This is a genomic window from Hyphomonas sp., assembly GCF_036964145.1.
Lineage (GTDB): Bacteria > Pseudomonadota > Alphaproteobacteria > Caulobacterales > Hyphomonadaceae > Hyphomonas.
The window spans coordinates 997,580-1,009,931 of the sequence record NZ_JBALUC010000001.1; the positions used below are offsets into that span (position 1 = coordinate 997,580).

Genomic DNA, 12,352 nt, shown 5'->3' on the forward strand with positions numbered 1-12,352 from the left:
TAACGGGACGAACTATTTCTCAAAGCTCATCTCTGAAATCAGCCATCTCGTCAGCATCGCTGTTTGCTACTCGCATATTCTTCCTCCTGGGTGCAATTCACAGTCAGAACGTCACTTGTGGACCGATTTCATCTGCTCATTGAACGATTAAGCCTAAGTGCTAATGGCTGCTTTCATGATCAATCTTCCATTCCAATCCCACGCCCGAGCGTCCACGATATCCGACCCCCTCGCACAACACCCGACACAGCCATCCCGCGCCGCTGTTCCAGCACCTGTCGCCACGGCACAATCGTAAAATCCCGCTGCCGCTCGATGACCGCGAATTTCCCGCTCACCCGGAACACCGGCTCGCGATAAGTACCACCTACATGACCCCGATCTGGTGCCGGCGAATAAGGCTTCCCGATCTCTCCGCTTAGCGTCCGGCCGGCTTGCGCGAGATCTCGCCTCAACAGCTCGGTCTTCTGTGCTGCTGAAAGCCCTGCGTCTGTCTCCACCTTCATTCCAATCCCCGCCAGAAATGCGCGCCGTTTCACCTGCGCCTCAGCCACCTCTCTCCCAAATCCGAGCGGCACGCCGGAGGGGGGAGGCGCCTCGTCCAGCCACGTCACGCCGAGCGCCGTTTCCTGCTCTCTCAGGCCCAGCTCCGAGCGCACCAGTAATTGCGCGGACCTGAACCGCGCTTGTACCCGCTCATACGCTCTCGCGCGATCCAGATAGTCCGGTGGAATTTTCCAGTCGGCATCGGCCGTCCGCTCGACATGACCGGCGCGCCGCAATGCTTCCAACCTTCGCACATGGGTCGCGATAAATTCCGGACTGGACCGCGGATCATCGGTCTGGTGCAGCCCCGCAAAATAGACTCCATCATTTGCCCGCGCGATCCGGTCTATCGTGAGGTCCGATGGTTTCGGTTCAAAGTTCGGCGGGGCCACCGTCACAATCGCCCCGCGCTTTACTTCCTCGACCTCGCCCGCGACACCCAGCTCCACAAACACAGCTCGCCCATCCATGCCGTCGATGATCGCATAGGCGCGATCATGCGCTTCACCCGTCAGACCCGTCTGCAAGACAGCACCCGTCACGCTCCGACCGTCCGGATCAGACTTGTCAAAAATCACATCGGTATCGAAACGTCGGTCGCTGCGCCCGGCGAGCGCGCGATTCATCGTCTTGATGATGTCGTGTCGCTCGGAAAGCCCCCGCAGAACCTCTCGGAAATTCTCCCGCATCTGCCAGCGTCCGGCACCGAGTTTCTGGGCGAGCCCGATCCGCTCCAATGTTCTTAGCCGCGCGGCATGCAGAGTGCGATACTGTGAGGGACTATCCTTCAATCGAAACTCATGTTCGGGACCGACTTGCCGGGCGATAAAATGGTCGATCTTTGTGACGCGTTCGGTAGCGATATCTGATTGAAGTTTGCGCTCCTGCTCAAGCCGGGTTTCCGGGCCAAGCTCAAGGGTTACCAGGTCCTCGGCGCGTTCCCGGATTTCATGCGAAATATACGCCCGCGGCATCACAAGATCAGCCCCATCCTCGCGCCGCCCCCGGATGACCAAGTGCGCATGCGGCCGACCCGTATCGTAGTGCACTGCGCCAACCCATTCGAGCCGCGTACCAAGATCGGTTTCCATCTGCGAAACCAGGTCGCGAACGAAGGGTTTGAGATCGGCCATTTCGGCGCCTTCCTCGGGCGAGACGATGAACCGGAAATGATGCCGGTCTTCGGTAATGGATTTGACGAAATCCGACGCGTTGGCATCTTCGCTCAGGGCATCAAACAGCTTCCCGCGATCTTTCTCCTCAAGGGCTGCGTCGCGGCGGATGTAACCGATATGCGCGGCGAGGGCCGCCACGCTCGACACCGACATCCGTACGATCCGCGCCTTCACGATCACGCGCCTCCGCCCACCGCGCGGCCCGATACGCGGTCGGGCGGGCAGGGCAGTCCTGCGGACGCCGCCGGCTGAAGACAGCGCCTTCGTCATCCGCGTCAGATAGGTCTTGGCACGTCCCCCTGAACCAGCCGAGCGAATCCTGCCAAGTCTCGGCGTGAACGGATTGTCCGGCAGCGTGCTCATTTGGGCCGATCCGGGGGAAAACGGGCCTCATTATGGGCATGGAACCATGCCAATCTGTTGTCGCCATTGCGAATTGCATCTGACCGCAGAGCTGTGTCCTGGGACATGGAGCCATAAAAATCGATGTGCAGACAAGGCGGTAGCCCCTCTTTGGCTCCACGAGCTTTTATCTTGCATTCCGATCTTCTCCCAAATTTCCCAATAGACGCCTCTGTATGTTGTTTCTGAGCATCGCCCATCCATACGGCCCGGCCAATGATGTCGCCCTCCCTGACCGCACCGATATATCGCCCGTCAAAGGAATCCGGTGTGCGATCAGAAAGGAGCAGAACCTCTCCTGCTTGAAGCTGCCTGCAGGCCGTCCAGGGAGACGGCAGGGCGCGTCCCATGCTATCTTCCGATAGCAGGCGGACAGTTGGCGTGCCATTGATGAATAAGACACCGTCGACCGCACAAACCGTGTCACCGTCGAGCGCCCGGACGGTCTTGATCACAGGGATGCCTGACGCAAGATAACGCCTCTTGATCGCGAGTTTCGAAGCCGCATCCGGCAGGTTCGAAACAACCAGATCACCCCGCGAAATCACCTCCATAGGCTCAACACGGTACCATCCAAGCGGAGCACTTTCGCTCGGATTGTAGAGTAAAATGGACGGCAATATTCCGGTCGCCGGAAGGCCAATCAATGCCACTCCAATCACAGAAATACCGCTCCAGAATGCTGTGCGAAAGCTCATAATTCGTCCCGCCCAGAGCTCGAAAAAGACGTTCTCTTACCCATCGAGAATGCGACGATATCCGTCTTCAGTGTCCAGAATTCACCCACCATTTCCTGATCCCCGCGCGCGATTCCACACGGTCGAATAGTCATTCAGGTCATCCACATGGTAGACTACAGTTCCGCCATGCTTTCGGTATTGCGGTCCATTGTTCGACCAGCGCCAGTTCTCCATCGTACGTACCGTGATGCGCAGATAAGCCGCCGCTTCTTTTGTCGTCAGGAAAGGACTTGGACGTCCTTTTGCCTCGTTCATTCCCCGTACCCCGTCTTGCCGGGCACAGATCAACGTGGCGGCTTCAACAGTTTCGAGAAAACAAAATAAACTTCTAATTGGGAGTCACGAAGATATGCGGCTGTGAGGCGATACCCCACTTAACCATGCGCACAGCGCATGGCTTCCAGAGGATATACACGCCCTTCTATCGAGCGATGTGGACATGCCAGAAGCCGCCCCGGAATGATCTCCGGAGCGGCCAGTCTGGCGATGTGTTTGGATCCTAGTCCTTCGGGTTCCAGAGGATCACATGCCGGCCTTTCTTGCCCTTGACCGGTGCGAGGTTCGCGTAGATCCGGCGCGGGCCGATCTGCGGGTCTGCGAGGGTCAGCGAAACGTATTCGCGGCCGGAAGACTTTGCCTTGCGCATCCAGCCGCCGCCGATTTCGGTCGAGGTCTCGCCGGCGAAGATACGGTAGTCCGGCTGGGCCTCTTCGGCTTTTTCCGCGTTCTTTTCGATGCGGATAGTGGCGCTGAGGATCATCATTGCGAGGGCGCCTTCGAAGCCGGATTTGGTTTCGCTGACATATCCGAGTGCGTTTGCCATGGGGGTCTCCTTTTCGTTTCCGTGGCTGTCTTCGAGGGACAGCTTGTCCCCGTCGACGCCGGACCGCCCGGATGGCGCGGAGCGGGTCTGAACCTGCAAGGGCGCAGCGGAGCGGAGCACCGGACAGGCCAAGCGAATTTGTCTCGCGAGGAGCCGCAGAGCGGCGGGGAAATTCGTGGGATTGTCCGGTTTCAGGGCCGTTTCGCGTCGTCCAGGTCACACGGCAATAGACGGGAACATTGTGTCTTTCGGGGGTAAGCGGAGAGGCGGAACAGGCCGCTTTGGCAATTGCATCTGGAGACCATGCGACACCCACAGACGGGCGAATTTTCGGGGCGCATCGGCCCTGATCTGAACCCTGCGTGTGCCGGTTCATCCGCTGGAGGCATGCAGAAAAGCCGCCCGACATACTGCCGGACGGCTCCCGCTTCCACGGACTGGGAGACCGGAATCTGTCAGGCGGCGTCCCGCTCTGCGACAGGCTGATTTTCGGGAGAGGTTTCGTCCTCGACCGACGTGAACAGGCTGGCAATCCTTGTCCACGCATCCGCTGGCGGCGACCCCGCACCCTCAACAAGGCGCGTCGGCGGCACCTGCATCCAACCGGGACGCCAGTCGGGATTGGCCTCGCACTCTTCGCCTGCGATCCGGTTCCAGATCAGGTCCTTTTGCGCCTTACCCGTATCGGTGAGGGCCGCTTTTGCTACAGATGGAGACGCAATGTCTGCCACCATGGCATTGATGGCGCGTTTGTCGCGGACGAGATCAAAGAAGACAGGTTCCGGTTTCCAGTAGGCGGTCATGTCGGTTTCGGTGGCGACGGCAACGGCTTCCACAATCGGACCACCCGCTTCCATCGTGTCAGCCATCACAAAGGCAAGTACGTTGAGGGTTTCTGTATCATCCATTCCGAGCAGGGCTGCAAAGACTTGGCTTAGGTGATGGGCGTCCCCATTCGCGCGTAGGGATGACACGCCGTGGGCTTCAAACAGACTGCGCACATGGTCTCCGGCTGTGGTCATCTCAGCAGTGGCACGGGAGCAATCCACGCTGGCCTGAATGGCCTCCTTCCGGGCAAGGAAGTCGTGTCGTCTCACATTCCAAAGCGCCGATCCGACCAAGGCATGCGCCGCCATTAGCCGGAGGGCGATTGCAGAGTGACCCAGCAATGTCGCGCGGGCTGTGCCATGACGGTGCAGACCAATGTATTGCGCGAGCGGCCCGGACATTTCAGGCTTGGTATCCGCTGCTTCCGTATCGCCGCCCGGCCTCGAGCGCTTATCCTGTTTCCGGGCCTCGGCCTGCGTGATGTACCCCTCATGGAATGTCACACTGCCATCATGCCGGACCTCGATGATCACGCTGCCCCCCTTGGTGCGGGGCCGCTTCACATGCTCCCAGCTGGCAAAATACTTGCCCCGTTCGAGCACCTGCACGTCGCACCATCCGGCGTCAACGTAACTCTCAACCTTGGCTGCCAGCGCTGCAGACTGGGCTTTCCAGAACATGTCGGCATCTGCGAAAACGCCTGACTCTCCGAACAGGTCAGCAGCCACTTTGCCTTCATAGGTCGCCAGATCAAACAGCGCCTTGTCGGTGGTTATCGTAGCACCGCCTGTGATCCATGCCTTGCAGGCCCGGCCCATCGGCGCGCGCTCGGTCTCGCTCCTGAACAGCGCGAGCCACTCGGCCTGCTGATCCTTCGTGGCGAGCGTGAGCGCCCGGATCGTTTCCGGGTCGATCTCGTCCCTGGCATAGAGCGACCGGATCGGGGCGGAAAGATTGGCGAGGGCGAGGATGCGGCGGACCTTCAGGTCCGTGACCCCGAAGTGCCCGGCAATCTCATCCACCGTCCGGCCTGTCTGCGCCAGCTTTCCGAACGCAGTGTACTGCTCCATTTCCGTGGCGGGCAGGCGGGCGACATTCTCGATGAGTGAGGCTTCCACGGCGGCGGCGTCGTCATCCGCTTCCATGATCGCGCACGGAACGGCGATCGATTTGCCGGTCTCTGCGGCAAGGACCTGCAAGGCATGGAAGCGCCGCCGTCCGGCAACAACGCCATAGCCGCCCCCTTCGGGGCGAACCAGAAGCGTCTGGCGGATACCCTTCTCCCGGATCGACGGCAGGATGTCTGAAACGTCAGGCGCCTTGCGGCTGTGCCGCATGTTGAGCTTGCTGATATGCAATTGCTCGATGGGGATCGTTTTCAGTGCGGGCTGTGCCATGGGATGGTCCTCCTGTTCTGGCGGGTAAAGCGAAAGGCCAAGCGCCCAAGCCGGGCCTTTCCAGTTGATCGGGGTGAAGGGGAAACCTTCTGCGTCGCGCACCGCGTGCCTGTCGGTTTCGCCCCAGTCATAGTCATTCAGGGCAATCAGCGGCGCGCGGCCATCGACCCAGATTTCAACAACGCGGGACGCCTCAACGACGAGTGTCAGGCGCGGACGTGGTCCGAGAATATGCTCCAGTGCGCTCATCCCCGTGACGCCTGTGCAGGCGCAGACGCCATCAGCCGCGTCAGGGCTGCGCGGCCTGCTGCCAAGGCGTTCGGGAGCAATTCGCCCGCGACCTCACTCAGATAGGCATTGTCCGACCCCGGATAGTTGGCCTCTATGCCCCAGAGGCTGGCTTGTGTTGAGTCCAGTTCCACGCCTTCGCATTCAATCGTGAGCACGATCCCGCAATAGAACCATTCACCCTTGCGCCACGCGTCCATGACGGCTTCGGCCTCGGCTTGTGCCTTCGCCAGCCGCTCGCGGAAATTGTTTCCGGGTCCGATGAATCCCGGATCATTGATATAGAGCGATGGCCAGAATCCGTCCTGGCGCTTATCCGGCGCGTCGGGACAGTCATCCCGGACGATCCGCGCGGTGACGCGAAGTCCGTCTATCTCGCAGGCAATGCTGTCGCCTTCGCAGATATAGCGGTCAAATCTCTCCCGGAACGCCATGGCTATCGGCTCCAGAAAATGTGGACTTCATCAAAGCCCGTCTGGAACACTCTGATCTCGCCATTCATGGCCATGTCACGGGCAAGCCCGGTCCAGTCGATATAGTAATCGAGCGAGGCCGGAATCTCCGTCCCGCTGTCGCGCGTCACTTCCTCGGCAAAGTCTGCGGCGCTGCGATATTCGCCCGCATAATCCTCGAACGCTGCGCGCGCCTGCTCAAGGTCGTCGCCGAATTCGCGGTAGAGTTTGGCGCCAAGCGGTCCATGCTCGCTGATGAATTCTGCAAGGTCGCAGACAGTCTCGAAGCTCGCATATTCAGAAATCGTGCAGCCTTCGAACCCTTCATAATCATGGATCGACCATTCATCCCCGTCTGGCTCCGGCGACGCCGCCAGCATGGCGCGGACCTTGTCCCTGACCTCATCCGGCGAGGTCGCCTCGATCCAGGCCCCATGCAGATGCCCATTATTGTAGGCGGCAAGACAGGCGACATAGATGCGTTGTGTCTCCCGCAAATCCGGTCCGGTATCTGTTCCAAGGGGGGCAGGTGTCTCAGGTGAAAGGGTCATGTCAGCCTCGCAAAAATGAATCCTCGCCCGCGCACCTTTCCCGGCAGGCGGGAGGGGGCGGACGAGAGGTGCGGGCGCCCGGGCGTATGAGGGCCGGGGGCAAGGCGGAAAGGTAAGAGATTGCGTTAGTGCCAGACGGCACCTGGTCACCGGCGCCTTGCGCGCGGGCCGCGCTCGGGCAGACGCGCCGTCCGCCCCCTCACGGCTGCAGGGAAAGCTTGTCCACGCCTGCAAGCGCCAAACAGGCAGGCTGGTGCCGTGGACACGAATCCCTCCAGACACGTGCATCATGGCCTTGCACATACGAGACTTCCGGGAAGCAGATCGCGCAGCATTGATTGCGCTTTGGGAGACGTGTGCGCTGACCCGGCCGTGGAACGATCCCAATACCGATATCGACCGGATCCAGGTCTCGCGCGATGCCACGATCCTTATCGGCACGGTGGATGACGCGGTCGTCGCCAGCGTCATGGTCGGTCATGACGGACATCGCGGCTGGGTCTACTACCTGGCTGTCCACCCCGACCGCTATGCCCGAGGCCACGGGCGCGAAATGATGGCCGAGGCTGAGCTTTGGCTGACGGCCCGCGGCGCGCCCAAAGTGCAGCTGATGGTGCGCGGCGGGAACGAGGCCGCGACTGCCTTCTACCGGGCCCTCGGATATGAAGGCCAGGATGTCACTGTGCTCGGCAAATGGCTCAAGCCATCGCCCGAGGCCGAATGAGGCTTCGCGATGCCACGCGTCCATGACCCCTCTGGCCGCAAGGCCAGTGGGAAGCATGCAACGCGGCCCCCGCCGGCGAGCCCCCGCGGCGCGTGGCCTCCCGGACGGGAGGACGCGTGACCGGAGACGAGCCGGGCCGGTCAGACGACTGGGAAGCGGTTGAGGGCTCTCGCCGCCCGCACAGCCCCGCGTCAGCGGGCGGGGGAGGGGCGATGCCTTCAGGTCATCCGCCGACGCCTTGTACAGACGGTCGATGACCCGTTTCATCACGCGCATGGACGCGGGTGTTCATTCGGGGCGGCTGCGGCTGGGTGGTAGACGTTAGAGGTTTTCTTCAAGCAGTTCGCGATATCCGCCGTCACGCAGCCGCTGGCCTTTGGCGAGGAGGCGGGCCATTTCCGACTTCATGGCGCTGGATGGTCCGGCCCAGTCCTTCATGACGCGGGTCTCGCCATAGAAGATCATCGCCGTTTCGCGATAGGTCATGCCAGCCTCAAGGGCATCAAGCGCGATCAAGGCGTTGCGGTAGCCAAGTCCCTTGCGTGACCATATCGGCGACGTCGCTTCGGCATCATAGACGCGGTGGGCCCGTTTGAGCGTCTCGATATATTCGTCAGGACAATCGAAACCAGAAACGGAAAACTCCATCTTCACGGGCTCGCCGCACAGCAGCGACTTGCCGCTACAGCGGATCTGGATAGAGCAGTTTGCGCCTTTGACGAGAAAATGCTCCCGACCGGCAGCATCGGTCAGATGCACTATTCTGCACAGGCGTGTGCCCTTCTCGAAGATTTGGTCAGTCTCGCCGGGCGCCCGGTCGCGTACATGTACTGCTATTTTGCGAGGGAATGTCTGATCGGACCAGAAAACGTCTGTTGAAAGCGCTGTCTGGTCGGGATCTGGAAAGTACAGGAGCCCCCAAGCTTCGGCCGCGAGGTCCTGCTCGATCAGTTTCAAAAGCTTGATGTCGTGACAAGCCGTACCGGTTTCCAGCTGAGGTAGTACGGTGTACGCGTCGTCCCTGAGGGCAGGATTTCGCCTCGCGAATTCCCAGGCCCAGTTCCCGCGAGAGAGATTGGCGGTGTAATTATACCTAACGAGCATATCGCTCAGGTCTTCTATCGTGCGAACAAGCATGGATCAGCCTCCCGTGTCAGGGGAATGCAGAAGACATGCCAATTGCAATTCAAAGGAGAAGTATATCCGAATTTTGTGCCCGTAAGGGTTCGGTTTCTTCTTCGCAACAGTTCGCCTTGCGAGAATTATTCCCTGCAAAAGGCGCAGTATTTGGCGGTGGGCCTTGTCATGTGTGGACATCGGGTAATCGCGGCTCGGCTCTGAGAGGCCTGTATAGTGCTGCGGTCCCGGGCAGAGAAGTCCGGTGATTTTAGCCATCGGAGGTCATCATGAGCTATTTTGTGGGTCTGGACGTGTCGCAGAAGACGACCGTTATCTGCGTCGTAGACGCCAGTGGAGCGAGGATCTGGCGCGGCCAGTGCGGCACGGTGCCGGACGAGATTGCACAGACTGTGCGCCGTCACGCCGGGGAGGATGCCCGGATCGGCATCGAGACCGGTGCCATGACACCCTGGCTGGTTCATGAGTTGCGCGGCCAAGGGCTCGACATAGTCTGCCTCGATGCGCGGCATGCGCGCGCCGCTCTGAGGATGCAGATCAACAAGACAGATCAGAACGATGCAGAAGGACTGGTGCACATCATGCGCACGGGCTGGTACCGGGCCGTGCATGTGAAGTCATTCGACGCCCATCGGGCTCGCGCCCTGCTTGGTGCGCGGATGCAGCTCGTCGGGATGACGACCAGGATGTCGAACCACATCCGCGGTGTGCTCAAGACATTCGGCCTATTGCCCGGCGCGATGCGCGGCCTGCGGTTTGACCGCCGGGTCGAACAAGTGCTGGCCGACCGACCGGATGTGGCGATGATTGTGCGTCCTATGTTCGTCGCCTGGCGGCAACTGCGAGAGCAGATCGCCGTTTTCGACGAGGCCGTGCGCGCAAGGGTCAAAGCAGATCCGGTCTGCCGGTTGTTGATGGGCGTACCCGGGATTGGCGTGCTGTCCGTGCTCGCCTTTGTCAGCACGATTGAGGCGCCGGAACGTTTCGCCCGGTCCAGGTCGGTTGGCGCACATCTTGGGTTGACGCCGAGGCAGTATCAGTCCGGCGAGATCGATCGAAGTGGCCGCATCTCGAGATGTGGCGACACGCTCGCCCGTACACTTCTCTATGAAGCGGCAAATGTCATTCTGAGCCGGGTCAGGCGCTCCTGCGGATTGAGAGACTGGGCTCAGGCCCTGGCCAGACGATCCGGTCCCGGTAAGGCGCGTGTCGCGCTTGCACGCAAATTCGCAGTGATCCTTCACAGTATATGGCGTTCCGGCGAGCCCTTCCGCTGGAGCGAGCCAGCACCTGCAACCTAAACTTTCTTTGAACGGATTCATTCAGGTCGTGACCTGAATGGTACGTTTGCCCGGAGGGGCGAAGGTGAAGGCTGACTGCGTATGAGGGTCCTGGGTCGCAGGATTTATATCTCGCGAACCCGTTGTGGACATTGCAGCGCCTGAGCTTCGAACCAGATGTTGCGGCGGCACGGCCGACCGCGGAGAGAACCATGACCCGACGAGCAAGCTATCCGGAACAATCAGCTTGACACAGGAGGTGCGATTAGAGAACGGCCCCGGTTCTGCAAGCACAAAGTTCGATAAATTGATGATCTGAGGGGTGCGGTCATGTGTCCGGCCTGTTTGCGCGGCATGCATGGCCGCTGGCCCTGATGAAGTCCGCAAGCCAGGTCCCTCTCAAAGGAGCGGACTGAGGTGCCCTGACAATGCCACGGGTTGTCCTGGCTGCGGTCCCTTGTTCAGCTCATCATCACGTACTTTGCCCTTACAGTCTGACGGCGACGGCTGGAGACCGCCGCGGATGGTGTTTCCTATGCCATCGCAGGCGAGGTGTAGGTTACCTCCCGGGCGAGCACCGCCCATGCGATCCGCGCACTCCTGTTGGCCATGGCAACGGTGGCGACCCGTGTCGGCTTACGGGTGAGGAGCGATCGGACCCATGCCCCGGTTGCAGACGGGTTGGTCTCCGCCCGGCGGATGACGGAAGTGGCGCCCACCACGAGCAAGCGCCGCAGATAGCCATCGCCCATCTTCGAAATACGTCCGAGACGTTCCTTGCCGCCAGAAGAGTTCTGCCTTGGTGTCAGCCCGTGGAAGGCAACGAACTGGCGGCCGGATCTGAACACGGAGGGATCGGGTATACCGGCCGCCAATGCGGTTGCAGTGATGATGCCGACACCGGGGATCGTTTCCAGTCTCTGGCTGGCGGCGTCCTGCCGGTGCCAGGCAAGCAACCGACGTTCCATCGCGTGGATATCACGGGCGAGTTCGTCAAGTTGTGTGCCGAGGCTCAACACAACAGATCGGGCGATCCCGGGAAGCGCGGGGTGCTCTGACTCCCGTAGCTGGTCGATCATTTCCAGCGCTTTGCGCGCTCCCTGGGGAGCAATGATGCCGAACCCGGCAAGATGGCCCCGGACAGCATTGAGCAGCATGGTGCGCTGGCGCATCAGAAGATCCCGCGTTCTGTGAAGCATCAACACCGCCTGCCGGTCCGCGCTTTTGACCGGAACGAAGCGCATGGTGGGCCGGGTCACCGCTTCGCAGATCGCCTCGGCATCTGCTATGTCGTTCTTCTGGCGTTTGACATAGGGCTTCACATAGGCTGGCGGCATCAGCTTCACCTCATGTCCGAGCGCAGTTATCTCCCGAGCCCAGTAGTGTGCAGAGGCGCATGCTTCCATGCCGACAAGACATGACTCAAGGCCGCGAAGGAAATCAAGAACAGCATTCCGGCGTAGCTTCTTCCTTATGATGATCCTGCCAGCCTGATCGACGCCGTGTAGCTGGAAAACAGACTTGGCCAGATCAATCCCGAGTGTGGTAATAGGCATGGTGGACGGTTCCTCTTCTTGTTGGCTCCATGACAGCGTCAGCATGGCACATCACGATGCCGGTGGGAGGGGCCGTCCACCCCATCAAAGGAAACGAATTTTCTACTCTGAAAACATTGTGGGTTTCCGATCAGTTTCGTTCGCGCTGTAGTTGTCAATGGCTTGTTCGCCCCAAGTTCAAATGACAGCGCGAAGAAATACGATCTGACATAGTTACTTTGACAATACCCTGGCGGCCATATCGCTTCAGATAATTGTCTCAGCCCGAGCATCATCGTACTTTGAACAAGATCAAATTTTGATTTTCGTCATCGATGTCGAGTTGTCATCTTTGGTGACGTCGGACAGTATCAGGCGAGACCTGCAGAAGAAGGGATATTCATGAAAAGCGGAGGCTCAATCCCAAACAGTCTGTCGCCTGTCGTGCTGGCTTTTTTCTAACGTGCTGTGCAA

11 protein-coding genes are annotated in these 12,352 nt (G+C 60.2%); 2 read left to right on the forward strand and 9 right to left on the reverse strand.

All coding sequences use genetic code 11. The features are described from left to right. Window positions 1–179: 179 nt before the first annotated feature. The 7 genes from V7660_RS04920 to V7660_RS04950 all read right to left on the reverse strand — a co-directional run bounded on the left by V7660_RS04920 (window position 180) and on the right by V7660_RS04950 (window position 7,202). The gene (locus V7660_RS04920) at window positions 180–2,084 is read right to left on the reverse strand and encodes a DUF3363 domain-containing protein (RefSeq protein WP_335602008.1); all 1,905 of its coding nucleotides are present in this window, start codon (window positions 2,082–2,084) and stop codon (window positions 180–182) included. Further along, window positions 2,081–2,821 carry a S26 family signal peptidase gene (locus V7660_RS04925; protein ID WP_335602009.1) on the reverse strand — a complete coding sequence of 247 codons (741 nt, stop codon included), beginning with the start codon at window positions 2,819–2,821 and terminating at the stop codon, window positions 2,081–2,083. The genes V7660_RS04920 and V7660_RS04925 overlap by 4 nt, the downstream gene beginning before the upstream one ends. An 81-nt stretch (window positions 2,822–2,902) precedes the next feature. Beyond that, window positions 2,903–3,118, reverse strand: a complete 216-nt coding sequence (locus tag V7660_RS04930) for a helix-turn-helix domain-containing protein (RefSeq protein WP_335602010.1) — start codon at window positions 3,116–3,118, stop codon at window positions 2,903–2,905. A gap of 244 nt (window positions 3,119–3,362) precedes the next feature. Continuing rightward, entirely contained in the window at window positions 3,363–3,686 is a 324-nt protein-coding gene (locus V7660_RS04935; RefSeq protein WP_335602011.1) for a DUF736 domain-containing protein, read from the reverse strand. A 455-nt stretch (window positions 3,687–4,141) separates the two neighbouring features. Further along, complete coding sequence (locus V7660_RS04940; RefSeq protein WP_335602012.1) at window positions 4,142–6,160, reverse strand: ParB/RepB/Spo0J family partition protein; 2,019 nt, start codon at window positions 6,158–6,160, stop codon at window positions 4,142–4,144. Beyond that, window positions 6,157–6,633 (reverse strand): hypothetical protein, encoded by a 477-nt coding sequence (locus tag V7660_RS04945; RefSeq protein ID WP_335602013.1) that lies wholly within the window; start codon window positions 6,631–6,633, stop codon window positions 6,157–6,159. The genes V7660_RS04940 and V7660_RS04945 overlap by 4 nt, the downstream gene beginning before the upstream one ends. Window positions 6,634–6,635: 2 nt before the next feature. Then, the gene (locus V7660_RS04950; RefSeq protein WP_335602014.1) at window positions 6,636–7,202 is read right to left on the reverse strand and encodes an antirestriction protein ArdA; all 567 of its coding nucleotides are present in this window, start codon (window positions 7,200–7,202) and stop codon (window positions 6,636–6,638) included. 289 nt (window positions 7,203–7,491) lie between these two features. On the opposite strand from V7660_RS04950, the gene V7660_RS04955 reads away from it, so the two are divergent. Further along, on the forward strand, window positions 7,492–7,926 hold the full coding sequence (locus tag V7660_RS04955) for a GNAT family acetyltransferase (RefSeq protein WP_335602015.1): 435 nt from the start codon (window positions 7,492–7,494) through the stop codon (window positions 7,924–7,926). Between the two features lie 321 nt (window positions 7,927–8,247). On the opposite strand, the gene V7660_RS04960 is transcribed toward V7660_RS04955, so the two are convergent. Further along, window positions 8,248–9,063 (reverse strand): DNA -binding domain-containing protein, encoded by an 816-nt coding sequence (locus tag V7660_RS04960; protein ID WP_335602016.1) that lies wholly within the window; start codon window positions 9,061–9,063, stop codon window positions 8,248–8,250. A 269-nt stretch (window positions 9,064–9,332) separates the two neighbouring features. Between V7660_RS04960 and V7660_RS04965 the strand changes: the two genes are divergently transcribed. Next, window positions 9,333–10,364: an IS110 family transposase gene (locus tag V7660_RS04965; protein WP_335602017.1), complete on the forward strand. Its 1,032-nt coding sequence runs from the start codon at window positions 9,333–9,335 to the stop codon at window positions 10,362–10,364. A gap of 512 nt (window positions 10,365–10,876) precedes the next feature. Here V7660_RS04965 and V7660_RS04970 read toward each other — a convergent pair. After that, window positions 10,877–11,899 carry an IS110 family transposase gene (locus V7660_RS04970; RefSeq protein WP_335602018.1) on the reverse strand — a complete coding sequence of 341 codons (1,023 nt, stop codon included), beginning with the start codon at window positions 11,897–11,899 and terminating at the stop codon, window positions 10,877–10,879. Window positions 11,900–12,352 lie beyond the last annotated feature (453 nt).

Coding starts and splice junctions, on each gene's coding strand:
- V7660_RS04920 (WP_335602008.1), bottom strand. CDS start 2,084: ATGAGCACGCTGCCGGACAATCCGTTCACGCCGAGACTTGGCAGGATT.
- V7660_RS04925 (WP_335602009.1), bottom strand. CDS start 2,821: ATGAGCTTTCGCACAGCATTCTGGAGCGGTATTTCTGTGATTGGAGTG.
- V7660_RS04930 (WP_335602010.1), bottom strand. CDS start 3,118: ATGAACGAGGCAAAAGGACGTCCAAGTCCTTTCCTGACGACAAAAGAA.
- V7660_RS04935 (WP_335602011.1), bottom strand. CDS start 3,686: ATGGCAAACGCACTCGGATATGTCAGCGAAACCAAATCCGGCTTCGAA.
- V7660_RS04940 (WP_335602012.1), bottom strand. CDS start 6,160: ATGAGCGCACTGGAGCATATTCTCGGACCACGTCCGCGCCTGACACTC.
- V7660_RS04945 (WP_335602013.1), bottom strand. CDS start 6,633: ATGGCGTTCCGGGAGAGATTTGACCGCTATATCTGCGAAGGCGACAGC.
- V7660_RS04950 (WP_335602014.1), bottom strand. CDS start 7,202: ATGACCCTTTCACCTGAGACACCTGCCCCCCTTGGAACAGATACCGGA.
- V7660_RS04955 (WP_335602015.1), top strand. CDS start 7,492: ATGGCCTTGCACATACGAGACTTCCGGGAAGCAGATCGCGCAGCATTG.
- V7660_RS04960 (WP_335602016.1), bottom strand. CDS start 9,063: ATGCTTGTTCGCACGATAGAAGACCTGAGCGATATGCTCGTTAGGTAT.
- V7660_RS04965 (WP_335602017.1), top strand. CDS start 9,333: ATGAGCTATTTTGTGGGTCTGGACGTGTCGCAGAAGACGACCGTTATC.
- V7660_RS04970 (WP_335602018.1), bottom strand. CDS start 11,899: ATGCCTATTACCACACTCGGGATTGATCTGGCCAAGTCTGTTTTCCAG.